Annotated in this window: 15 protein-coding genes; 11 read left to right on the top strand and 4 right to left on the bottom strand. The window is 73.4% G+C overall.

From position 1 onward, the window contains the following. Positions 1-70: 70 nt before the first annotated feature. A complete protein-coding gene (locus JT723_RS13575; protein ID WP_205044820.1) occupies positions 71-2,041 on the top strand; it encodes an ATP-dependent DNA helicase in 1,971 nt (656 codons plus the stop codon). 126 nt (positions 2,042-2,167) lie between these two features. Here JT723_RS13575 and lexA read toward each other — a convergent pair whose 3' ends face one another. Further along, positions 2,168-2,947: a transcriptional repressor LexA gene (gene lexA / locus JT723_RS13570; RefSeq protein ID WP_205044819.1), complete on the bottom strand. Its 780-nt coding sequence runs from the start codon at positions 2,945-2,947 to the stop codon at positions 2,168-2,170. Positions 2,948-3,450: 503 nt separating this feature from the next. Between lexA and nrdR the strand changes: the two genes are divergently transcribed. The 3 genes from nrdR (at position 3,451) to JT723_RS13555 (ending at position 7,744) form a co-directional block, all read left to right on the top strand. Then, on the top strand, positions 3,451-3,963 hold the full coding sequence (gene nrdR / locus JT723_RS13565) for a transcriptional regulator NrdR (protein ID WP_205044818.1): 513 nt from the start codon (positions 3,451-3,453) through the stop codon (positions 3,961-3,963). 119 nt (positions 3,964-4,082) lie between these two features. Continuing rightward, positions 4,083-6,962 (top strand): vitamin B12-dependent ribonucleotide reductase, encoded by a 2,880-nt coding sequence (locus tag JT723_RS13560; protein ID WP_205044817.1) that lies wholly within the window; start codon positions 4,083-4,085, stop codon positions 6,960-6,962. A 176-nt stretch (positions 6,963-7,138) separates the two neighbouring features. Next, entirely contained in the window at positions 7,139-7,744 is a 606-nt protein-coding gene (locus tag JT723_RS13555; protein ID WP_205044816.1) for a DUF4937 domain-containing protein, read from the top strand. Positions 7,745-7,754: 10 nt separating this feature from the next. Here the strand turns inward: JT723_RS13555 and JT723_RS13550 are convergent, their stop codons facing one another. Next, complete coding sequence (locus JT723_RS13550) at positions 7,755-8,417, bottom strand: TetR/AcrR family transcriptional regulator (RefSeq protein WP_205044815.1); 663 nt, start codon at positions 8,415-8,417, stop codon at positions 7,755-7,757. A 73-nt stretch (positions 8,418-8,490) separates the two neighbouring features. Here JT723_RS13550 and JT723_RS13545 point away from each other — a divergent pair, with 73 nt between their 5' ends. The 5 genes from JT723_RS13545 to JT723_RS13525 all read left to right on the top strand — a co-directional run bounded on the left by JT723_RS13545 (position 8,491) and on the right by JT723_RS13525 (position 12,491). Next, positions 8,491-9,222: an SDR family oxidoreductase gene (locus JT723_RS13545; RefSeq protein ID WP_205044814.1), complete on the top strand. Its 732-nt coding sequence runs from the start codon at positions 8,491-8,493 to the stop codon at positions 9,220-9,222. Between the two features lie 112 nt (positions 9,223-9,334). Continuing rightward, positions 9,335-9,997, top strand: a complete 663-nt coding sequence (locus tag JT723_RS13540) for a histidine phosphatase family protein (protein WP_205044813.1) — start codon at positions 9,335-9,337, stop codon at positions 9,995-9,997. 86 nt (positions 9,998-10,083) lie between these two features. Beyond that, positions 10,084-10,989: an ADP-ribosylglycohydrolase family protein gene (locus JT723_RS13535; protein ID WP_205044812.1), complete on the top strand. Its 906-nt coding sequence runs from the start codon at positions 10,084-10,086 to the stop codon at positions 10,987-10,989. A gap of 98 nt (positions 10,990-11,087) precedes the next feature. Then, positions 11,088-11,780, top strand: coding sequence for a ribonuclease HII (gene rnhB / locus JT723_RS13530; protein WP_205044811.1), 693 nt, complete (start codon positions 11,088-11,090; stop codon positions 11,778-11,780). A 54-nt stretch (positions 11,781-11,834) separates the two neighbouring features. Beyond that, complete coding sequence (locus tag JT723_RS13525) at positions 11,835-12,491, top strand: peptidase associated/transthyretin-like domain-containing protein (protein WP_205044810.1); 657 nt, start codon at positions 11,835-11,837, stop codon at positions 12,489-12,491. A 60-nt stretch (positions 12,492-12,551) separates the two neighbouring features. Here JT723_RS13525 and JT723_RS13520 read toward each other — a convergent pair whose 3' ends face one another. Then, positions 12,552-13,142, bottom strand: a complete 591-nt coding sequence (locus JT723_RS13520) for a hypothetical protein (RefSeq protein ID WP_205044809.1) — start codon at positions 13,140-13,142, stop codon at positions 12,552-12,554. A 507-nt stretch (positions 13,143-13,649) separates the two neighbouring features. On the opposite strand from JT723_RS13520, the gene JT723_RS13515 reads away from it, so the two are divergent. Together JT723_RS13515 and JT723_RS13510 are read left to right on the top strand one after the other, a co-directional pair. Beyond that, positions 13,650-15,806, top strand: coding sequence for a RecQ family ATP-dependent DNA helicase (locus JT723_RS13515; RefSeq protein WP_205044808.1), 2,157 nt, complete (start codon positions 13,650-13,652; stop codon positions 15,804-15,806). 206 nt (positions 15,807-16,012) lie between these two features. Beyond that, a complete protein-coding gene (locus tag JT723_RS13510; RefSeq protein WP_205044807.1) occupies positions 16,013-16,993 on the top strand; it encodes an AfsR/SARP family transcriptional regulator in 981 nt (326 codons plus the stop codon). Here JT723_RS13510 and JT723_RS13505 read toward each other — a convergent pair. Continuing rightward, positions 16,898-24,277 (bottom strand): hypothetical protein, encoded by a 7,380-nt coding sequence (locus JT723_RS13505; protein ID WP_205044886.1) that lies wholly within the window; start codon positions 24,275-24,277, stop codon positions 16,898-16,900. The genes JT723_RS13510 and JT723_RS13505 overlap by 96 nt on opposite strands. Positions 24,278-24,283: the final 6 nt, after the last annotated feature.

The following is a 24,283-nucleotide window of genomic DNA, read 5'->3' as shown; positions in this document are numbered from 1 at the left end:
GTCCCGCGGACGGGCGGCAACAGCGCGACGGGACGCCGCTGTCGGTGGCTGCCCGTAGGCTTGCCCTCCTATGACTGACACGCCCCCACCCGCACTCACCGACCTGCTGCACGCCGCCGTCACCGCCGTCGGAGGCGTGGAGCGGGCCGGTCAGGTCACCATGGCCGAGGCCGTCGCCGCCGCCGTGGACGACAAGTCCCACCTGCTCGTCCAGGCGGGCACCGGCACCGGCAAGTCCCTCGGGTATCTCGTGCCCGCGCTCGCCCACGGGGAGCGGGTTGTGGTCGCCACCGCCACCCTCGCCCTGCAGCGGCAGCTCGTGGAGCGCGACCTGCCCCGCACGGTCAGCGCGCTCAAGCCGCTGCTGCGCCGCGAGCCGCAGTTCGCGATGCTCAAGGGCCGGTCCAACTACCTGTGCCTGCACCGCCTGCACGAGGGGGCGCCGCAGGACGAGGAAGAGGGCCTCTTCGACCCCTTCGAGGCGGCGGCGCCGACCAGCAAGCTCGGTCAGGACCTGCTGCGGATGCGGGACTGGGCCGACGACACCGAGACCGGGGACCGCGACGGACTCACCCCCGGGGTGTCCGACCGCGCCTGGGGGCAGGTGTCGGTCAGTTCGCGCGAGTGCCTGGGCGCCACCAAGTGCGCATACGGCGCCGAGTGTTTCGCCGAGGCGGCGCGCGAGCGCGCCAAGCTGGCCGACGTGGTCGTCACCAACCACGCGCTGCTGGCGATCGACGCCATCGAGGGCACACCGGTCCTGCCCGGCCACGAGGTCCTGATCATCGACGAGGGGCACGAGCTGGTCTCCCGGGTCACCGGTGTGGCCACCGGTGAGCTGAGCGCGGGCGGCGTCAACCGCGCGGTCAAGCGCGCCGCCCGGCTGGTCAACGAGAAGGCGGCGGACGCCCTGCTGAGCGCCGCGGAGGGCTTCGAGCGGGTGATGGAGCTGGCCCTGCCCGGACGCCTCGAAGAGATCCCCGAGGACCTGCTGTACGTCCTGTCGGCGCTGCGGGACGCCTGCCGCCAGGTGATCACCGCGCTCGGCGACACCCGGGACAAGTCGGTGCAGGACGAGGACGCGGTGCGCAAGCAGGCCCTGGCCGCCGTCGAGCACGTGCACGAGGTGAGCGAGCGGCTGGTTGCGGTCTCGGAGTACGACGTGGTCTGGTGCGAGCGCCACGACCGCTTCGGCGCCTCGCTGCGGGTCGCCCCGCTCAACGTGTCGGGGCTGCTGCGCGAGAAACTGTTCACCGACCGCTCGGTGGTCCTCACTTCCGCCACGCTCAAGCTCGGCGGCGACTTCAACGGGGTGGCGGCCTCCATGGGCCTGTCCGCCGAGGGCACCGAGGGCGAGGACGTGGCGCGGTGGAAGGGCATCGACGTCGGGTCGCCCTTCGACTACCGCAAGCAGGGCATCCTCTACGTCGCCAAGCACCTGTCGCCGCCCGGGAGGGACGCGGGCCGCGAGGACATGCTGGACGAACTCGCCGAGCTGATCGAGGCGGCGGGCGGCCGTACGCTCGGGCTGTTCTCGTCCATGCGCGGCGCCCAGACGGCCGCGGAGGCGATGCGTGCGCGGCTGGACCACCCGGTGCTGCTGCAGGGCGAGGAGACCCTGGGCGAGCTGATCCGCGCCTTCTCGCAGGACGCCAGGACGTGCCTTTTCGGCACGCTGTCGCTGTGGCAGGGAGTGGACGTGCCGGGGGTCAACTGCCAGCTGGTGGTGATGGACCGGATCCCCTTCCCGCGGCCCGACGACCCGCTGATGAGCGCCCGGCAGAAGTCGGTCGAGGAGCACGGGGGCAACGGTTTCATGGCTGTCGCCGCGACCCACGCCGCGCTGCTCATGGCGCAGGGCGCGGGCCGGCTGATCAGGGCGTCGGGCGACCGCGGGGTGGTGGCGGTGCTCGACCCGCGGCTCGCGACGGCCCGCTACGGCGGCTTCCTGCGCTCGTCGATGCCGGACCTCTGGTACACGACCGACCGGCAGCAGGTGCGGCGCTCGCTGGCCGCCATCGACGCGGCAGCGAAGGTCTGAGCGCCCGCCCGGGGGACTGCCCGGGCAGGAACAAAGCCCCGGGCGCCATGAGCGGCGCACGGGGCCTTACACGAGTCCGCCCCGGAACCGGCGTGCGGATTCCGGGGCGCTCGGACGAGTCGCCTTTCAGACCCTGCGCAGGACCGCCACGACCTTGCCGAGGATGGTGGCCTCGTCACCGGGAATGGGTTGGTAGGCGGCATTGTGCGGCAGCAGCCACACATGCCCGTTGTCCCGCTTGAATCGCTTCACGGTGGCTTCGCCGTCGAGCATCGCGGCCACGATGTCGCCGTTCTCTGCGACCGGCTGGCGCCGGACGGTGACCCAGTCGCCGTCGCAGATCGCCGCCTCGATCATCGAGTCGCCGACCACCTTGAGAACGAACAGCTCGCCGTCGCCGACGAGTTGGCGAGGCAGCGGGAAGACGTCCTCGACCGATTCCTCGGCGAGGATCGGGCCGCCTGCCGCAATACGTCCGACCAGCGGCACATAGGAGGCCGACGGCTTGCCCGAGGTGTCCGTGGGCTGCGGATGTCCGGCGTCGGAGGCGCGTACCTCATAGGCGCGGGGGCGGTGCGGGTCGCGGCGGAGAAAGCCCTTCCGCTCCAGCGCCATCAGCTGGTGGGCGACCGACGACGTGCTCGACAGGCCGACGGCCTGGCCGATTTCCCGCATCGACGGCGGGTATCCGCGGCGCTGGACCGAATCCCTGATGACTTCGATGACCCGGCGCTGGCGTTCGGTGAGTCCGGAGCTGTCGGCGCGAATACCCGGGGGCCGTCCGGGAAGTGAGCGCGCGGGCTTCGGGCTGTTCTCTTCGTTCATCACGTCCAACGGGCCGATTCGATCCGGGGAGCGGTCATGGGCGGTCAATGTCGCGGTGGCGCTCTCTGCGGCGGTGGTCACGGCGGCCCCTTTCGAGATGTTCTCCCACCGCTTGAACTGCGGGAGGCCCGCTTCGCAGCCGCGGGCAGTTAGTACAACGGTAGTGGGTTTCGAAAGGTTGCGCCAAACACACGTTCGAGTGAATTTGCATAAATCCGCTGACGCGATCAAGGTACCGGGTGTATTGATCGAATGGAAGTTCGACCCCCGGAGTTCCTGCCGCCGCCCCTCGGCCCGGCCGCGCACCGGGCGACCCTCCGGGGTGACGCTCCGGGAGTGGCGTGCCCCAGTGTGTCACCGGGCTGGCGACTTGTGACGCGCTCCGGCGAGTCGGTGGATTCGCCGCACCACATCTAGTGGTTGGATAGGGACCGGCCCCCACGGGTTGTGGTCCGACTGCGGACCCGGCGGGTCCAACGCCGCAGGAATCACCTATGCTTGGGGACTGCTTCACGGGGTCGCACGACGCCGCGGAAGCGTCTTTGTCGCGCGCTCACCACGGAGTGAGGGAGGGAGTAGGAACGATGCACTGCCCCTTCTGCCGACACCCCGACAGCCGTGTCGTGGACAGCCGCACCACCGACGACGGATCCTCGATCCGCCGCCGCCGCCAGTGTCCCGACTGCGGTCGCCGGTTCACCACGGTGGAGACCGCGTCACTGATGGTGATCAAGCGCAGCGGCGTGACTGAACCGTTCAGCCGCAGCAAGGTGATCGCCGGCGTGCGCAAGGCATGCCAGGGTCGCCCCGTCACCGAGGACGCCCTCGCCCAGCTCGGGCAGCGGGTCGAGGAGGCGGTCAGGGCCACCGGCAGCGCGGAGCTGTCGACCCACGACGTGGGACTGGCCATACTCGGTCCGCTCCAGGACCTCGACCTCGTCGCGTATCTGCGGTTCGCCTCGGTCTACCGCGCGTTCGACTCGCTCGAGGACTTCGAGAGGGCCATCACGGAGCTGCGCGAGCAGCTGCCACCCACCACTCCTGGCGGGCTCGACGAGGACCTCGGTGTCCCCGCCCCCGCATCCGCCGCCGACTGAGCGGCGCGCAGGACACAGACTTCTGCCGGAGCGCGACGCGCGCCGAGGCCGTAGGACAACACCGTGCTGCGGGAAGAACCGCGCACATCAGGGCGTTTTCGCCCGTATAGGGAGGCGGAATGACAGAGACGACGAGCGGCCCGGCACGCGGTTCCCGCACCAAGGGGTCCAAGACGAGCAAGGGCCTGCACATGGAGCGCATCCACACCACCCCCGGCGTGCATCCGTACGACGAGGTGGTCTGGGAGCACCGTGACGTCGTCATGACCAACTGGCGCGACGGTTCGATCAACTTCGAGCAGCGTGGCGTCGAGTTCCCCGACTTCTGGTCGGTGAACGCGGTCAACATCGTCACCAGCAAGTACTTCCGCGGCGCGGTGGGCAGCCCGCAGCGCGAGAAGAGCCTGAAGCAGCTGATCGACCGGGTGGTGCTCACCTACCGCAAGGCGGGCGAGAAGCACGGCTACTTCAGCTCCCCCGACGAGGCCGAGATCTTCGAGCACGAGCTGACCTACGCGCTGCTGCACCAGGTCTTCAGCTTCAACTCGCCGGTCTGGTTCAACGTGGGCACCGCGCAGCCCCAGCAGGTCTCCGCCTGCTTCATCCTGTCCGTCGACGACTCCATGGAGTCGATCCTCGACTGGTACAAGGAAGAGGGCATGATCTTCAAGGGCGGCTCCGGCGCCGGCCTGAACCTCTCCCGTATCCGCTCCTCCAAGGAACTGCTCTCCTCCGGCGGCAACGCCTCGGGTCCGGTCTCCTTCATGCGCGGCGCCGACGCCTCGGCGGGCACCATCAAGTCGGGCGGTGCCACCCGCCGCGCCGCCAAGATGGTGGTCCTGGACGTGGACCACCCGGACGTCGAGGCCTTCATCGAGACGAAGGTCAAGGAGGAGGAGAAGATCCGCGCCCTGCGCGACGCGGGCTTCGACATGGACCTGGGCGGCGACGACATCACGTCCGTCCAGTACCAGAACGCCAACAACTCGGTGCGGGTCAACGACGAGTTCATGAAGGCGTACGAGTCGGGTTCGGCCTTCGGCCTGCGGGCCAGGATGACCGGTGAGGTCATCGAGGAGGTCGACGCGCGCTCGCTGTTCCGCAAGCTCGCCGAGGCCGCCTGGGCGTGCGCCGACCCAGGCATCCAGTACGACGACACCATCAACCACTGGCACACCTCGCCCGAGACGGGCCGGATCACCGCCTCCAACCCGTGCAGCGAGTACATGCACCTGGACAACTCCAGCTGCAACCTGGCCTCGCTGAACCTGCTCAAGTTCCTGCGCGACGACGGCAAGGGCAACCAGTCCTTCGACGCCGAGCGCTTCGCGAAGGTCGTCGAGCTGGTCATCACCGCGATGGACATCTCCATCTCCTTCGCCGACTTCCCGACCGAGAAGATCGGTGAGACCACCCGCGCCTTCCGCCAGCTGGGCATCGGCTACGCCAACCTCGGCGCGCTGCTCATGGCGACCGGCCACGCGTACGACTCCGACGGCGGCCGGGGACTCGCGGGGGCCATCACCTCGCTGATGACCGGTACGTCCTACAAGCGCTCGGCGGAGCTGGCCGCGGTCGTCGGCGCCTACGACGGCTACGCCCGCAACGCCGACGCCCACAAGCGCGTCATGAAGCAGCACTCCGACGCCAACGCCGCCGCCCGCCGAATCGACGACCTGGACACCCCGGTGTGGGCCGCGGCCACCGAGGCCTGGCAGGACGTCGTCCGGCTCGGCGAGAAGAACGGTTTCCGTAACGCGCAGGCCTCGGTCCTCGCGCCCACCGGAACGATCGGCCTGATGATGGACTGCGACACCACCGGTGTCGAACCCGACCTGGCCCTGGTCAAGTTCAAGAAGCTCGTCGGCGGCGGCTCGATGCAGATCGTGAACAACACCGTCCCCACCGCGCTGCGCAGGCTCGGCTACCAGCCCGAGCAGATCGAGGCGATCGTCGCCCACATCGCCGAGCACGGCAACGTGGTCGACGCGCCCGGGCTCAAGACCGAGCACTACGAGGTCTTCGACTGCGCCATGGGCGAGCGGGCGATCTCCGCCATGGGCCACGTGCGCATGATGGCCGCCGCCCAGCCCTTCCTGTCGGGTGCCATCTCCAAGACGGTGAACCTGCCCGAGTCGGCCACCGTCGAGGAGGTCGAGGAGGTCTACTACGAGGGCTGGAAGCTCGGCCTGAAGGCGCTGGCGATCTACCGCGACAACTGCAAGGTCGGGCAGCCGCTGTCGGCCAAGAAGAAGGACGAGGCCAAGGCCGAGACCGCCGCGCAGGCACCCGCCCAGGTCGAGAAGGTCGTCGAGTACCGCCCGGTGCGCAAGCGCCTCCCCAAGGGCCGTCCCGGCATCACCACCTCCTTCACCGTCGGCGGCGCCGAGGGCTACATGACGGCGAATTCGTACCCCGACGACGGTCTGGGCGAGGTCTTCCTGAAGATGTCCAAGCAGGGCTCGACCCTGGCGGGCATGATGGACGCCTTCTCGATCGCGGTGTCCGTGGGCATGCAGTACGGCGTCCCGCTGGAGACCTACGTCTCGAAGTTCACCAACATGCGCTTCGAGCCGGCGGGACTGACCGACGACCCGGACGTGCGGATGGCGCAGTCGATCGTCGACTACATCTTCCGCCGCCTGGCGCTGGATTTCCTGCCCTTCGAGACCCGCTCGGCGCTCGGCATCCACTCGGCCGACGAGCGACAGCGGCACCTGGACACCGGCTCCTACGAGGCCGCAGACGACGAGGTCGACGTCGAGGGCCTGGCCCAGTCCGCACCGCGGCACGTCGAACCCCGTACGCCGCTGACCGTGGCGCAGCCGCCGGCGGCCACGCCCGCGCCCAAGGAGGCGCACAACTCCACGGAGCTGCTGGAGATCCAGCTCGGCCTGAACGCCGACGCCCCGCTGTGCTTCTCCTGCGGCACCAAGATGCGCCGCGCGGGCAGCTGCTACCTGTGCGAGGGCTGCGGCTCGACCAGCGGGTGCAGCTGACGGCACGGCCTGACCGGCCGGCCCGCACATGACGGCGGTGGGGAGCGGACCTTCGGGGCCGCTCCCCACCGCCGTCTGCGCCGTCCGCCGGCGGATCGGCGGGGCATGGGTCGGCGGGGGCGGCGCAGTCGCGGACAGGGGACGATCTCCGGCCCCGACGCCACTACGATGGCGCGGTGTTGGTGAAGTGGATACGCTGCGGCGTCCTCGACCAGGCCGGTTTCGACCGGGGGCAGCGCAGGTGGGCGGCGCTCAGGGAGCAGCCGGGATTCCACGGCCAGGGCGGCGGCTGGAGCCGTTCCCAGCCCGGCGTGGCACACCTCTTCGCCTTCTGGGACGGGCAGGCGCCCTACGACGCCTTCATGGCGGGGCCGCACGCCGGTCTCGCGGCGACGCAGGCGGGCACCTTCGAGATGCTGGCGGCGCGCACCTTCACCCGAAAGCTGGACGTGAAGGTCGGTTTCGAGGCGCGCTTCTCCGACGCCGACCTGCTGCGGGTCGCGCTGTGCAAGGTGCGGCCCGACCGCGCCGACCACTTCGTCCAGGCGCAGCAGCGGGTCTGGAACCCGGCGATGGCCGGGTCACCCGGGATGCTGCGGGGCGTCTTCGCGGAGGGCGCGGACAGCGACTTCCTGGTGCTGTCGGCGTGGAATTCCGCCACGGAGCACGGCAAATACCGCGAGGCAGCCGTCGCCCGGCTCTCCGACCGGGCCGGGCTGGACGGCGATGTGCTGTCGGTCGCCGGCGACGTGGTCGACGTCGTGCAGGCCTGGACCGTCTGAGCCGGCAACCTCACCCGGAACCGGCGGGGCGGTCCGCGGGCGGCTGTGCGGCGCCCGGCACGGGGCCGGACAGCGCGGCGGCGCCCGGGTGCAGCAGGGTCGCCAGGGCCGCGGTGATCTGCCCGGCCAGGGCGGAGTCGACCACGCCGTGCCGGCTGATCAGCCGGTACCACATGGTGCCGAAGGCGAAGTCGACCGCGAGGTCGAGCGACGCCGCCTCGTCGGAGAGCGAACCGTCGGCGACCCCGCGGGCCAGCAGCGCCCGCAGCGCCTGCCGCCGCGGGCCGATGACGGTGGCCTGCAGGCGGTGCGACAGCGCCGGGTCGTGCTGCGCCTCGGCCATCAGCCCGATCAGGGCGTTGCCGGTGAGGGCGGTGGTGAGGGTGAAGGTGGCGTCCAGCAGGGTGCGGACGTCGCGCAGCGTGTCGCCGGTCTCCGGGGACAGGCCCTCCGCCTTGCGCAGCGCCAGGTCGCGCAGGGCGTCGATCAGCACGTCCTGCTTGGCCGGCCACCAGCGGTAGACGGTCTGCCGGCCCACCCCCGCGGTCTCGGCGATGCCCTTCATCGTCAGCGCCTGGTAGCCGCCGCTCTGGCACAGCTCCAGCGCCGCGTCGAGCACGGCGCGCCTTGCCGTCTCGCTGCGGGGTCTGCCCCGTGCGGGTGTGTCGTCCATGAGGGCACTTTACAAGGCACCGTGTCTCGCATACTCTTTACGAGTCAGCATGTCTCGTAATTGGGGGAGCGCAATGCCCGCATCGACAGAACGTGTCGTCGTCATCGGCGGCACATCGGGGATCGGCCTGGCCACCGCGCAGGAGCAGCTGCGGGCCGGCCGCGAGGTCGTCGTCACCGGCCGCGACAAGAACAGGCTGGACGCCGCGCTCGCACAGCTCGGCGACGGCGCGTCCGGCGTGTCGATGGACGCGCTGGACGAGACGGCCACCCATGACTTCTTCACCGGGCTCGGCACGGTCGACCATGTGGTCGTGGCCGCCACCGGCAGTACGGCCGCAGGCCCCTTCGGGGAGCTGCCGATCGCCGAACTGCGAGCCGCGGCCGAAGGCAAGCTGGTGGCCCAGACCGTGGCCGCCCAGGCGGCCCTCAAGGCCCTGCGCCCGGGCGGTTCGATCACCTTCGTCACGGCAGGCTCGGCTGGCTCGGCCCGTCCCGGTACGGCAGGGCTCGCGGCGGTCAACGCGGCCGTCGAGGCGATGGTCCCGGTCCTGGCCGTGGAACTGGCGCCGATACGGGTCAACGCCGTCTCGCCCGGCATCGTCGACACCCCGTGGTGGGACTGGATGGACGCCGAGACCCGGCAGCAGGTCTTCGACGGCTTCGCCGCGACCGCACCCGCGGGACGGGTGGGCCGCCCGGAGGACATAGCCGGTGCGATCGGCTATCTGATAGGCGCGACCTTCACCACGGGCGTGGTGCTCCCGGTGGACGGCGGCTCGCGCCTGCGGCCCGCCGGCCTCTAGGCGGATCCGGTGGCGGGACCTGGTCGCGCGGCCACTCGCGGACCCGTCGCGGCGCGCCCGTAGCGGCGGCCCCGGCGAGCCGGTGACCTGGCCGCACCCTAGGCTGACAGGCATGGGACGCCCTCGCCGCATCGTGCTCATCCGGCACGGCGAGTCCCAGGGCAACAGGGACGACACGATCTACGAGCGCGTGCCCGACCACGCCCTGGAACTCACCGCGACCGGTCTGCGCCAGGCCACCGAGGCCGGTGTGCGGCTGCGGGAGCTGTTCGGCGACGAGCGGGTGCAGGCGTTCGTCTCGCCCTACCGCCGCACCTGGGACACCTTCCGCGCCCTGCGGCTCGACCCGCGGCTGACCGCGGCCCGGGAGGAGCCGCGGCTGCGGGAGCAGGACTGGGGCAACTGGCAGGACATCGAGGACATCCAGCGGCAGCGCAAGGCGCGCGACGCCTACGGCCACTTCTTCTACCGATTCGCGATGGGGGAGAGCGGCGCGGACGTCCACGACCGCGTCGGGGCCTTCCTCGAGACCCTCTACCGGGCCTTCGACAAGGAGGACTTCCCGCCCAACGTCCTGCTCGTCACCCACGGGCTCACCATGCGGCTGTTCTGCATGCGCTGGTTCCACTGGACGGTGTCGGAGTTCGAGGCGCTGTCCAACCCCGACAACGCCGAGACGCGCACCCTGCTGCTCGGCAGGTCCGGGAGCTACGCGCTGGACCGGCCGTTCGAACGCTGGCGCACCCCGGCACCGCCCGGCGGCGGGGACGAGTGAATGCCGGCGCGCTGGATGCCGGCATGGTGAGTTTCGGCACATGGAGATTGACCCGGAACAGGCGCGATGTCAGAGTTTTCGACGTCATGACGGCTCACACCACCCACTCCGCGCGAGTCTCCCGCGCCCTCACCAGCCTCCGGGGCCTCGCCGTCGGCGACGCACTCGGCTCCCAGTTCTTCGTCCCCGCCCACTACACGGCACTGCAGAAGGGCGAACTCCCGCCCGGTGCCTGGCAGTGGACCGACGACACCGAAATGGCCTGCTCCGTCGTCGCCGTGCTCGTCGGCCACGGGCGTATCGACCAGGACGCGCTGGCCCTGTCCTTCGCCGAGCGGCACGACTTCGACCGCGGGTACGGCCCCGCCGTCAACCGCATGCTGCGGCTCATCCGCCAGGAGGGAGCCGACTGGCGTGAGCTGGCGGCGGCCCTCTTCAACGGGCAGGGCTCGTGGGGCAACGGCGCCGCCATGCGCGTCGCCCCGCTCGGCGCCTGGTACGCGGGCGACCCCGTCCAGGCCAGCCACCAGGCCGAGATCTCCGCCTACACCACCCACCAGCACCGCGAGGCGGTCGCCGGAGCGATGGCGGTCGCCGCCGCGGCCGCGCTCGCCGCCGACCCCGACGGGCCGCAGGCCCCCTCGGACCTGCTCGGCGCGGTCCTCGACGTCGTGCCGCGCAGCGCCGTGCAGGCCGGCATCCGGCGGGCGCGGGACATGCTCGACTACGCCGACGTGGCCACCGTCGCCGCGGTGCTCGGCTGCGGCCGTCGCACGAGCGCCCACGACACCGTGCCCTTCGCCCTGTGGTCGGCGGCCCGCCATCTCGGGGACTACGAGCGGGCCTTCTGGGCCACCGCGAAGGCCGGCGGCGACGTCGACACGACCTGCGCGATCGTCGGCGGCATAGTCTCCGCCCGGCCCGGCGGCGAACCCCCGGCGGCTTGGACCGAGCGGACCGAAGCGCTGCCCGACTGGGCCACGGCGTCCTGATCGGCGGGGCGCCGGCGGGGCACGGGACGCCGCCCGCCGCCGGCAGCCGGCATCGCCCTGCACCCGCCGCAAGTGCGGCGAGTAGGCTGGTCCCCGCCATGGCGTACGAACCTCCCACCCACAGCGTCGAGCGCTCCATGCGTGCCACGCTCGGCGTGCGGACCGTCGCAGGCATCGACGAGGTGGGACGCGGCGCCTGGGCGGGTCCTGTCACCGTTTGCGCGGCCGTCACCGGCCTGCGCCGCCCGCCCGAGGGCCTGACCGACTCCAAGCTCATCACCCCCAAGCGCCGCACCCGGCTTGCTGCGGTGCTCACCGGCTGGGTCACCTCCTACGCGCTCGGCCAGTCCTCCCCCGAGGAGATCGACGCCCTCGGCATGACCGCCGCCCTGCGGCTGGCGGCGCTGCGCGCCCTCGACGGCCTGCCCGAGCCCCCGGACGCCGTGATACTCGACGGCAAGCACAACTACCTGGCCGGCGGCGGCCCGTGGCAGGTCAGGACGGTGATCAAGGGCGACCAGTCCTGTGTGTCGGTCGCCGCGGCCTCCGTCATCGCCAAGGTGCGACGGGACGGCGAGATGGCCGAAGTCGGCGCGGAATACGCCCCGTTCGCCTTCGCCGACAACGCGGGCTACCCCTCGCCCGTGCACCGCTCGGCGCTGGAGGAGCTGGGGCCGACGCCGCTGCACCGGATGTCCTGGTCGTACCTGGACTCCCTGCCGCGCTGGCAGCATCTGAAGAAAGTCCGCAACCCGGACGACTCAGGGGAACAACTCGGTTTCGATTTCTGATCCGGCACCCACCCGCCGCTGCGCATTCGGTGCGCATTTGATAGACATCAACTCATGCCTCTCACCCCCGAGGAGCCTCAGATTCACGAGAGCGTCCCGGGTCCCCGCACTGCTCCGACCAGCGGCCGGAGTGCGTCGACCCCCCGTCCTGTCCCAGGCCCGCCCCGGCCCGCCGCGCCGCGGCCGGCACCGCCGAGGGCAGTTGCCGCCGTCGGTTCCGGCGCTGCCGGAACCGGCCGCCAGATCGGCACCGCCGGTCCCACGGCTGCGAACCAGCCGGCCCCGGCCGCGCCGGTGCCCCGGCAGCGCCCGGCGACCCCGGAAGCCGCACAGATCCAGCTCATCCCCGCCCCGGCCGAGGGCGCGCTCGACGCGGCGGAGGAGACCGTCGACCTGCTGCTCGACACCGGTCGCGCCCCCGGCGAGATCCTGGTGCTCACCACCGGCGAGCAGCACCCCTGGGCCGTTCACGAACTGAGCTTCGGCGAGGCGTCCTACTGGGCGCAGCACGACGCCGCCGACGACGTCTTCTACGCCGACATCTCCGCTCCCCGTGCCACCGGCCGACCGGTGGTGATCGTGGCCCTCAACGGCGGCAGCGACGACACGCTGCCGCGGGCGCTGGCCACCGCGCTGACCCGGGCCGGCCTGCTGCTGATCGTGTGCGGCGACCCGGCCCGTATCAACAGCCTGCTCGGCGCCAGCGCCTGAGCGCCCGCCGGGCGGGCGCACGGTCCGCCCGGTGCCGCTCGGCCGGACTCAGCCGCGATCTCAGCGCGCGGAGGCGTGGCGCAGCGGCGCAGGTGTGCCGTTCGCGACGGCCGGCGGCGGTTCGCTGCCGGCGCGTGACCAGGAGGCCGCGTTCGGCGTCCGCCCTGCCCGGTTCTCACCGATCACGTGCCAGCCGTCGGCGGTCAGCGTCACGTAGGACCCGCAGCGCAGCCCGTGCAGTGTGCAGGCGTCGCGCAGCCCCCACATCCAGGCGCCGTCCTCCGGGGTCCACCCGGCGGCGCCGTCGCGGCAGATCATCAGCACCGCGGTGCGAACCGGCCGGCGCAGGCGCAGGTCGTGCGGGATGACGCGGCGCAGGTGCGACAGCAGCGCATTGCGCCGCTCCCAGCCGTCCACGACGCCGGTGCGTCCGGCGAAGGACGCGCTGGCCCTGATCCGGCCGTCCGGGTCGTAGACCGCGACGACCGCGGTGGCGGGCGGCGGCAGATGCCGGGAGTGCAGGTCCTTGACGACCTCGCGCGGGTTGGCGAGCAGCGGTACGCCGATGTCGGTCCACTCGGTCGGCTCCAGGCTGCGCGACGCGGGGGAGGCGAGGGCGGAGGACGTCTCCGGAACGAAGCCGATGGTCACGGTCCTCCCTTCACGGATGCACCCGTGGACCGGCCGCGGGCGTGCGCCGGTCAGGGGGCTCGGAGAGCCGTTCGGGGATCCGCGTCCAATTCTTCCCCGCATATTGCTTTGCGGCAACGGGCAATTGGCGCCCGCGACCGGAATGGTCCCGTCCGTCGGATAGATCCCGGCCCCCGTGCCGCCCCCCGGCCCGGCACCCCCAACCGCCCCGGGACCAGCGGGAACACCGCTGCGCCCACCGGTCGTGCACAGCGTGTGCGCGGTCACAGCCAGTGTCTGGCGGTGGCCGGGGAATTGGCCGGTGAGCGGTACACGTACCGGCGCCGCCTTCACAGCTTCAAACAATTCCGGATGCGGGATGCGCGGTGCATGCAGTGCCCGTATGCGCCCGGCACGGGCGGCACACCCGTCCTGAGCCCGTCCTGAGCACGGCCGGAGCGACCGGGGCGCCCCCGCTGCGACGCGGCGGACTGGCTGATTGTCCGTGCCATCGGGTTGCATGGGGGCATGGACAACCTGGACCTGCATGCAGAAGCCGACGCCGTACTCGCGGGCCTCGTGGGCGACCCCGGGGGGACCGCGCGGCTGCGCGAGGACCAGTGGCAGGCGGTGTCGGCGCTGGTCGAGGAACACCGCAGGGCGCTGGTGGTGCAGCGCACCGGGTGGGGCAAGTCGGCGGTGTACTTCGTGGCCACGGCCCTGCTGCGGAGGCGCGGCGCAGGACCCACGGTGATCATCTCGCCGCTGCTCGCGCTGATGCGCAACCAGGTCGAGTCGGCGGCCAGGGCCGGCATCAGGGCGCGCACCATCAACTCGGCCAACCCGGAGGAGTGGGAGGCCATCCACGGGGAGGTGCAGCGCGGCGAGACAGACGTGCTCCTGGTAAGTCCTGAACGCCTCAACTCGGTGGACTTCCGCGACCAGGTGCTGCCGCGGCTCGCCGCGACCACCGGCCTGCTGGTGGTCGACGAGGCGCACTGCATCTCCGACTGGGGCCACGACTTCCGGCCCGACTACCGGCGGCTGCGCACGATGCTGGCCGAACTGCCGGCGGGCGTGCCGGTCCTGGCGACCACCGCGACCGCCAACGCCAGGGTCACGGCGGACGTGGCGGAGCAGCTGGGCACCGGCGGCGACGAGGCCCTGGTGCTGCGGGGGCCGCTGAACCGGGAGAGCCTGCGGCTGGGCGTGCTGGACCTGCCCGACGCCGCGCACCGGCTGGCGTGGCTGGGGGAGCGGCTGGGGGACCTGCCCGGCTCCGGGATCATCTACACGCTGACCGTGGCGGCGGCCGAGGAGGTCGCGGCCTTCCTGCGCCAGCGGGGCTATCCGGTGGCCTCCTACACCGGCAAGACCGAGAACGCCGACCGCCTCCAGGCCGAGGAGGACCTGCTCGCGAACCGGGTGAAGGCGCTGGTGGCGACGTCGGCGCTCGGTATGGGCTTCGACAAGCCGGACCTGGGCTTCGTCGTCCACCTGGGCTCGCCCTCGTCGCCGATCGCGTACTACCAGCAGGTCGGCCGCGCCGGCCGCGGGGTGGACCACGCGGATGTGCTGCTGCTGCCGGGGCGCGAGGACGAGGCGATCTGGGCCTACTTCGCCTCGGTGGGCTTCCCGCCGGAGGAGCAGGTGCGGCGCACGCTGGGCGCGTTGGAGGATGCGGGCCGCCCGCTGTCGCTGCCCGCGCTGGAGCCGCTGGTGGACCTGCGGCGCTCGCGCCTGGAGACCATGCTCAAGGTGCTGGACGTGGACGGCGCGGTCCGGCGCGTCAAGGGCGGCTGGACCGCGACGGGTCAGCCGTGGGAGTACGACGCGGAGCGCTACGCCTGGGTGGCCCGGCAGCGCAAGGCCGAGCAGCAGGCCATGCGCGAGTACGCGGCCACCACCGGGTGCCGTATGGAGTTCCTGCAGCGCCAGCTCGACGACGAGAAGGCGGCACCCTGCGGGCGCTGCGACAACTGCGCAGGCCCCTGGGTCGACCCCGGGGTCTCGCCGGCCGCCCTGTCTGGCGCGGCCGGTGAACTGGAGCGGCCGGGAGCGGAGGTCGAGCCGCGCAAGATGTGGCCCTCGGGGATGGCCGCGGTCGGCGTCAGCCTCAAGGGCCGCATCCCCGAGGACCAGCAGGCGGCCACCGGGCGTGCGCTGGGACGGCTGTCCGACATCGGCTGGGGCAACCGCCTGCGCCCGCTGCTGTCCGCGCAGGCCCCCGACGGCCCGGTCCCCGACGACGTGCTGGCCGCCGTGGTGACCGTGGTCGCCGACTGGGCGCACGCGCCGGGCGGCTGGGCCGGCTCCGCACCCGCGACGGCCCGCCCGGTGGGCGTGGTCGCCATGCCCTCGCGCACCCGGCCCCAGCTGGTGGGCTCCCTGGCCGAGGGCCTGGCCAGGGTCGGCCGGCTCCCGCTGCTCGGCAGCCTCGGATACGCCCCGCAGGCCGGTGACTTCGCCGCGCACCGCAGCAACTCGGCCCAACGGCTGCGCGCCCTGGCCGCCTCCTTCACGGTGCCGGACGACCTCGCCGCCGCCCTGGCCGCCGCTCCGGGCACGGTGCTGCTGGTCGACGACTACACGGAGACGGGCTGGACGCTGGCCGTCGGCGCGCGCCTGCTGCGCCAGGCAGGAGCCGCGCAGGTCCTCCCACTGGTCCTGGCCCTGACGGGGTAGCCGGCTCCGACCGGTCAGGGGGTACGTGCCAGCGCCCCGCCCGGGGAGCCGCCACCCGGCCGTACGGTCGCGAGCATGGTGCCGCACGGGCGCTGCCCTGATCGGGTGAGAGGTTTTTGACGTGCCCGATTTGCCGCTGCCAGCATGGGCGGCGACTGACCGGCAGGCGGGCCGGCGGGTCGACGGGTCGGCCTGGGGGTTCACGGGTGAGCGGTCGAGCGGGACCGGTCGGACAGACCGGCAGGGCCGGGAAGGCCGACAGGACCGGGCAGGCGGGCGGGGCCGGACAGGCCGCGCAGGCAGGCAGCAGCGCGCAGGTCACGCTCCGGCTGCTCGGCGACTTCGAACTGCGCTGCGGTGACACCGCGGTGCCGGTCGCGGCGGGCAGCCGCCGCCTGATGGCCTTCGTCGCACTGCACCACCACCCGGTCTCGCGCTGCATGACCGGCGCGGCGCTCTGGCCGGACGCGGCGGCGGAACGCGCCGCCGCCAGCCTGCGGACGGCGCTGTGGCGGCTGCCCGAGCCCGCGGGACGCCCGCTGGTGTCCGCCGCGGGCACACAACTGTCCCTGGACGCCGCGATCCTGGTGGACCTGCACCAGGGCTCGGCACGGGCGGGCGAACTGCTGGAGCCGGACGGCGCCGCGGCCACGGGCCCGCCGACGGTGCCCGCCGTGCTGCGCGGGGACCTGCTGCCCGGCTGGGACGAGGAGTGGCTGCTGCCGGAGCGCGAGCGCTTCCGCCAGCTCCGGCTGCACGCGCTGGAGCGGCTCTGCGAGCGGCTGACCGCCGAGGGACGCTACGGGCACGCCCTGGAGGCCGGGCTCGCGGCGGTCGACATCGAACCGCTGCGGGAGAGCGCGCACCGGGCGGTGCTGCGGGTGCACCTGCGCGAGGGCAACGCGGTGGAGGCGCTGCGCACCTACCGCGCCTACGGCCGGCTGCTGGCGGCCGAATTGGACCTGCGGCCCTCGGTGGCGATACGGCGCCTGATCGAGCCGGTGCTCGCCGCCCGCGCCGACTCGCACGTACCGCCCCAGGTCCCGCCGGCGGCCGCGCACGTACCGGCGCAGGCCGCCGGGCCGCCCGGGTCACTTGCCGGGCTGCGACCACTCGATGTTCCGGGCGGTCGCCTGCCGGATCGTCGCCTCCAGGACGCGTGGGCGCAGTTCGTCGAAGGACACTGACGCGTCGTGCAGGTCGTGGATCTCGATCGCCCCGACCGACACGCGGTGCCCCTCGACGGTCAGGTCGACGTAGGGGACGGTCAGTTCGGCGACCTGGAAGGCCAGCTTCCCGAGGTCGGAGTGGCCGGGGCGGGCCGACAGCACGAGGCTGCCGCTGAGCCTCAGCCCGGAGAAGGGATCGGAGCCCAGGCCGATGCGGCCGTTGACGCCCTGTGACGCCAGCTGCAGCCCGACCGGTTCGCGGCTGTGGACGGACAGGCCGCTGCCGGGGCTGATGCTCACGTCGATGCCCGTCGGCGCGTCCTTGGCCGCCTGCACCTTCGCCTTCTCGGCATCGCTGTCGGTCGCCGCCTCGTCGGACTCCTGGACCATGTCGTCGAGCAGGGTGCGCAGCCGGACCCGGTGCCGGAGGCGGGCCAGGTCGAGATCCGCCGGAGTCCTGAGCCGCCATGCCAGGAGGTTGCGGCGGACGTTCTTCCCCACGCCGTGGAAGGTGACGGGAATGATGACGAACAGGAAGAGCCGGCTGCCCTGCACGTCGAACTGCGGATGGCGGACCGCGAAGTCCAGGAGGGAGTCCGGTGCGAAGGCGATGGCGCCGGGCGCGGACAGCGATGCGGCCAGATCGGCGGTGTCGACCTCGCCCCCTTCGAGGGTGACAGGCGTGGTGATGACGACGTCCCGGCGGTACTCCGTGTGCTCGATCGTCCCGCTGGGCAGGATCGCCATGTCGTGCAGGACCGCCTGGATGCCGAGGGTGCCGTTCAGCGAGTCCAGCAGCGCCTTCGGCTCGGGCGTCACCGTTAGCGGGTCCGGCCGGCCCGCGGCCGGCGGCAGCGCTCGGAAGTCGATCCGCAGGTGCGCGCCGCTCAGGTCGAGCCTGGGCACGGTCATGCTGCGGGAGCCGGGCAGGGCCGTGACGGCCTCGGGCAGCTTGGCGTGCTCCACGTCGATCTCCACACCGGGCCGCTCGTAGTGCAGCAGGTCGGCGTAGCCGCCGGTGAGCCGGGTCGTGCCGTCGGCGCGGTGCAGGTGTTCTGCTCCCGCCGCCCCCACGCTGATCCGCTCCTGCGGGCTGCCGAGTGTCGCGCTGCCGAGCAGCCGCAGCGCGAGCCGGTCGACGTCGAGTTCGCTGCGGCCCCGGCGGAGCAGTCCGAGGTGGATCGCGTCGGTGGTGAGGGTGAGGTCGCCGCGGAAGGCATTGGCGGCCTCGACGCGCAGGCGGGGCAGTGACAGGCGGTCGGCGTGCAGGGTGCCCAGGAAGGGGTCGGCGCCGCCCGGCGTCCACACGAAGCCGCCGGGGCCGCCGAGGTCGAGTCCCGTGAGGGTGGCCGGGGCGCCGCCGGGGACCACCGGCACGCTGACGTACAGCGGTTCCGCCCCGGCGCCGAACTGCGCGTCGAGGCCCTCGAAGGCGATCCGGTCGGCGCGGGCGCGGCTGAGCACGACACGGGTGAACACCGGCTGCCCGGGGCCTGCCGCGCCGGGCCGGGGGCGCTCAAGCCGCGCGGCGACCCGGACCCCGCTGACGTCGACACCGCCGCCGTCGGTCATGTCGACGGCGACATAGCCGGAGCCGGCGCCCGAGCGCAGCCGGAAGGCGGACAGGGTGAGGTTCGGCAGCCGCAGGTCGGCGACCTCGACGGCCTGCGGGGTGATCGTGACCTCGCCGCTGTCCAGGCCGCCGAAGGTGAGCCAGGTGTGCAGGCCCGCGCCCTTGCCCGCGGTGTGCCCCGAGGCCAGGTCGACCTCGCCCGCCACGCCGGCCGCGTGCGCCGTGACCGGCCCGCCGGGCCGCAGCCGTACGGACAGGGACCCGACGTCGAGGCGCCCGGCTGCCCGCAGCCCGTCGCGCAGCCCCCCCGCGGACAGTACGAAGGGCAGGGAGGCGCCCCGGACGTCGAGCTGTGCCGCCACCGCGTCGGTGTCCGGTGTCCCGGCGGGCGTGAAGGGCAGGACGACGTCCCGCAGTTCGACGGAGGCGATACGCGGTCCCGCCGAGCCGCGCTCGGCGCTTCCGGCCAGCTGGAGGTCGACCGGCGGGTCCGTGTAGTGGACCCTGGGTGCCCGGATGTCCCGGACGGTCAGCTGCGCCACGGTCAGGCGGCGCGCGCGCCGGGCGATGTCCTGGGCATGCGGGTCCGGTTCGGTGAGGACCGCGTCCCTGAGCTCGACCCGGCCGACGGTGACAGGCCCCGGGGCGGTCACCTTGCGGGCGCCGGAGTGCCAGGAGATGGCCCGCAGTTCGGTGTCGGTCAGCTCCAGGGACAGGCCGGTGTCGCGTGCGGTGCTGCGCACCCGCCCGGACAGCAGGGTGCGGGTGATGACCAGGCCGGCGGCGGGGGTGCGTACCGCGGTCTGCTGGATTCCCAGGCCTGCCACGGCGAGTTCGAGGGTGTGGTCGTCGCCGCCGACGCGGGCGTAGTGCGCCGTGACGACAGGACCGGTGCCGGCCGCCGACGTGAGAGTGCCCCTGACCGACGTGCCGCCGGTGGACGGGGCCGGCGCGGCCTGCCGCCCGCCGCCGGTCACCGCGGCGGCGAGGATCTCGTACCGCACGTCCTCGAAGCGGCCGACCGTCAGCCCCGCGGAGCCGAGCTGCCAGCCGTCGCCGCCCGGGGCCAGCACGACGTCCGTCGCCCGGACGCCGACCAGGGCGCCGCTCTCGACCGAGGCGTGCAGGCTGCCCTGGGCGTCGGTGCGGTGGTAGCCGAGCCCTTCGCCCTCGATCCGTTCGACGGTCAGCTCGGCGATCCGTGCGTGCTCCTGCTGCGTGCCCGCCCGGTGGTATTCCGCGTCGAGGGTGACGCCGACCAGGGTGGCGCGGCGGCCTGTGACTCCGTTGGCCTGGTCGCCGACGGCGAAGTCCAGGACTTCGACCCGGTCCGCTGCCAGGTCGGGGACCGCGTAGCCGTCGGCGGTCCGCCGCAGCGAGCCGCGCAGGCCGGTGACGCCGAGCGTGCCGAAGGTGCCCTGCCCGGCGTGGACGCCGTGCGCCGTCAGGTCGGCGCTCACCTCGGGCGTGAGGGTGCCGTCGGCGAAACGGGCGCCCAGGCCGACCGCCCCGGTGACCTCCGCGGCCGAGAAGCCCGGGCCGCGGACACCGGTCAGCTTGATGCCGGAGACGCGCAACCCCGCCCGCACGGCGGTCTTCCCACCGTCCTGCGTCGCGGTGACCGGGTCCGCGCTGACGGCACCGATGACCACGCTGTCGGCGGAGTAGCCGAGCAGGCCGCGCAGTTCGTCCTCGGCCTCCAGCAGCTCCTGGGCGGGCGGGTCCGGCCGGACGTGCCAGGTGTCGATCTGCTCGGCCAGGCGGACCGCGCGGGCCAGGTGCTCGCGCACGGCAGGGTCGGCGCCGGGCGGCAGGGACGCGAGCCGCGCCCGGATCGCGTCCACCGGCGGGATTTCGGTGGCGGCGATCAGCAGGGCCGGCTGTCCCGGCGGCCCGGGCAGCAGCCGGATCGGGCCGGCTTCGAAGACGAACTCCGGCCGACGCTGCGGGTCGGCGAGCAGGCCGGCGTCCGCCGGGCGGGGGCCGCCCGCCTGGAAGCGGGCGATCAGTTCCGGGTCCGCGAGGTAGCGGGCGTCGAGTCCGAAGCGGGCGAGGACTTCTGAGGGGGCGCGGGTGTGCGCGTGGACCGGTCCGATCTCGGCACCGGCCGCGGTGACCCGGCCGTGCAGGGCGCCGATCGTGATGCTGCCGATGTCCATGATGAAGCCCGCGTCCGCCCGCAGCAGGTCGGAAAGTCGGGCGAGTTCTTCCCTCTCGGCCTTGTCCAGCGATCCGGGGCGCAGCCGGTCCCGGCTCTCCAGGCTCTCCAGCCGTGCTTCCTGGACGCGCAGCGGGGCCAGCTGCTTTTCGAGGTCCCGGATCTCGGCGGTGATCCGGTCGTGCTCCGGTCCCGCCGGTGTGCGCTTGCGGGTGCGTTCCAGGGCGCGCTGGCGCAGCCGCAGGTAGGCGGGCAGGCTGCGGGCGGCGCCGATGCCGAAATCCGTGATGGTGACCGAGGCGACCTGCTGGTCGCCGCCCAGGACCAGGCCGGTCAGGGAGAGTTCGTCGAAGGTGACCTCCAGTGCGCGCAGCCTGCCGATCGCGTCCCGGGTCCGCTCCTCGACGCTGTGCGGCGGGCGCAGGCCCCCCTCGGACGCGAGGCCCCACAGGTAGTCGACAGGGGAGTCGGTCGGGTCGTAGTGGCCCACGACCCGGTCGGTGAGCAGGTCGAGCGGGGAGGGGACCGGGCTGGGGTACGGCAGCGTTGCCAGGTCGAGGAGGCTGGGCGCGCCGGGCACCCCGCCGGTGAGCGCGACGAGGTTCTCCAGCGCCTGGAAGAGCGGCCCGAACAGCGGCACGGGAATGCTGCCGGGCCGCGGGGCGGGCAGCGCCCGCCCGGTGACGTCGGCGGCGTGCAGCGTCAGCGATGTCATCAGCAGCCGGGCCAGCGCGGCGGCCCCGCCGGGCAGCAGCTGCGGGTCGGCGGCGACCACGTCCCGCGCGTCCAGGCTCCCCAGCTGCGCTCTGACCCCCACCGGTGTGCGGTAGCGGCGGTCGGAGTAGCCGGCGCGGATCTCCAGGCCGCGGATGTGCACGTCCCCGGTGTGGAAGGAGGCGCCGGGGCGGGAGACGTTCAGCTGCCGCAGGTCGAGCGACGCAAGGCGCACGGTGAGCGCACCGGCCTCGGGTTCCAGCTCGATCGAGATCCGGTTGCCGCCGGGCTCGGCGGGCCGGGCGGCCTCGGCACCCGCAAGCGGGCCGCGGACCGCCTCGCGGAGGTCGTCGACGTCGAGTTCCACCCGCAGCGTGCGCTCGGGCAGCGTGCTCGCCACCTGGAGCAGCAGGTCCCCGCCGGCGACCAGCAGCCGGAAGCCGCGGCCCGCGGCGGCGACCAGTTCGTCGCCCCAGCCGGGGATCGCGATGTCGCCGGCCTCCTCGATCCGCTGGGCCAGGTCTTCCAGGCCCGCGAGGTCGCGGTGGGCGTGGATCTGGTCCAGCACCCAGCGCCGGTCGTCGGAGCGGTAGGCCAGATCGAGCAGCGCGCGCAGCACGAATCGGCGCGCGGGGTCCTTCCACAGCCGCTGGTCGCGCAACTGCGCGCGCAACTGCTCTCGGGTCGGGAACTCGCCGCGCCCGGTGAGCGCGCCGACGGCGGCGGAGGCGAGCATCCGCGGGGTCATCGCGGACATCGCCGAGGCCCAGGCACCGGGGTGGTCGGCCTCGAAGCGGTCCTGCTCCGCGGTGCTCAGGGCGCGCAGCAGCTGGTGGGCGAGCCATGCCTCGGCGGCGCTGACCCACCAGTCGAAGCTGAACAGACCGGTCCTGAGCAGTGCGGCGGCCTGCCGCTGCACGTTCACCGGGTCGCGCAGCGCGGTGAGGTCGAGCAGTTCGTGCCGGCTCGCCTCCGCCGTCAGATACGTCTCGGGCAGCGCCTCGACGATGTCCGGGAGGTCGCCGAGCGCGTCGAGCCGCCGGACGACGGCCGCGGCCAGGCCCCGGGAGACGCCGGGCGTACCGCCGGGCGGTTCCTCGCCGCCGGGGCCGAGGCCGAGCAGGCGGCGGACGACGGACACGGCGGTGGCGCCGTCTCCGGGGCGGGCCTTCCAGGTGACGAGCACGTCCTTGAGCAGTCCCGCGACGGCCTCCCCGGTCACGCCGGGGCCGGCCACCGCGAACTCGCCGCCCACGCCCTGGTATTCGCCGCCGGTCACCATGCCGGCGGGCAGGTTGGCCTCCAGCCGCTGGTACCACTTTCCGCCGTCGAGCCGCCGCCAGGCGTCCTGTTCTGCAAGGGGCAGGCTCCGGACGAGCAGGTACGCGAAGCGGGCGTCCTCGTCGGTGACGGCCCAGTCGAACAGGCCGTAGGACAGCAGCGACTCGATACGCGCCAGGGTCCGCGCGGGACGGCGTACGGACAGTACCGCCGTCAGGACCCGGGAGTAGTCCGGGTCGTGGCGGTCCGCGGCGGGCAGGTGGTCGAGCAGGCGGTCCACCAGGCCACGGGCGTCGAGCTCCGCGACCAGCAGGCGCAGCCGGATCGCGGCGGCCGGGCCTGCGGGGGCGGCCTCCGCGCCCCGCCCGCCGACCAGGCCGGCAAGCAGGTCGAGGGCCTCGCGGGCGGCCGTCGCGCCCGGCGAGGCGAGCCGGCCGGTGAGGTCGCGCAGCAGCAGGGTGCCGGTACCGCTCGCCGTGGAGCGGTCGGTGACCGGGCCGTCGGTGCCGTACACCTGCCGGCGGTCCGCGCTCACCCGCCGCTCCTCGGCGAGCGCGGTCGTCAGCAGGTCGGCGTCCGTGCCGGGGGGCGTCGGCAGCGAGATGAGCGCGCGCAGCACCGTACGGGCCGGCCCGTCGAAGAGTTCCGCCGTCACGTCGGGGGCCTCGGCGAACAGCCGGTGCAAGGTGCCGTGGACACCGCGCAGTTCCGCCGGGCCGAGCGCGCCCGGCGCGAGCCCCGCCAGCGCCTGCGGCAGGTCGTACACCGGGTCGTGGCGCAGCGCGGTCAGCTGCCGGGTCGTCAGGACGGAGAGCACGGCCGCTGCGGATCGCGGATGGGCACCGTACTGGCTGCCGCTGATCCGGGCGAGCCGGTCGCGGGTCTGCGGACGCAGGCACTGCACCAGGGCGCGGGCCACCACGAAGCCGAAGCCGTCGAGGACGGTGAGCGCGGATTCGACGCGGTCCTCCGCGGTGGTCCAGACGTCGCTGAACAGCTCGCCGAGCAGGGCGATCTCGTCGGGGTGGTTCGCGGCCACCCGCTCGGTGAGTTCGACGGCGAGCTGGTCGGCGGTCCTGGGGGCGATGCCGCTGGCCCCCGTGTCGCGGGCCAGCACGCCGTCCGGCAGCACGGCGCGCGGGCGCCAGAGGGCTCCGCCGCTCCTGGCGGCGTCGGCCACCGCCGCGGCCTCGGCCTCCGCCGCGGTGAGGTCGGCGGCGGCCCTGGGGCGCGCGGGCAGGGTGGCCGAGGGCGGCCGGGCGCGGTTGCGGTGCTGCGCGAGGTGGGCCAGCTCGTGGGCGACCAGGGCGGGTTCGGGGTCGAGCATCTCGGAGGGGCGCAGCAGCAGGCCGTGTTCGCCGGCCGCCGCCCGGGCGCCGCCGAGCCGGCCGCCCAGTCCGGACTCGGCCGCCTCGACCCTGACCTGGCCCGGGTCGAGGCCGAGTTGCGGGGCGAGCCGGTGCACCAGGTCGCGGACGGGGCCGGTGTCGGGCCGGGCGGCACCGACGTCGGGGGCGGGCTTGCGCCCGGCGTCGGGGGCGGGGGCGGGCGAGCCGGCCCGCGCGGCGTCGTACATCACCGC

Origin of the sequence: Actinacidiphila bryophytorum (assembly GCF_016916835.1) — a bacterium.
Lineage (GTDB): Bacteria > Actinomycetota > Actinomycetes > Streptomycetales > Streptomycetaceae > Actinacidiphila > Actinacidiphila bryophytorum.
The sequence above is the reverse complement of the archived record's forward strand: the minus strand, read 5'-3'. Positions and strand labels throughout refer to the sequence as shown.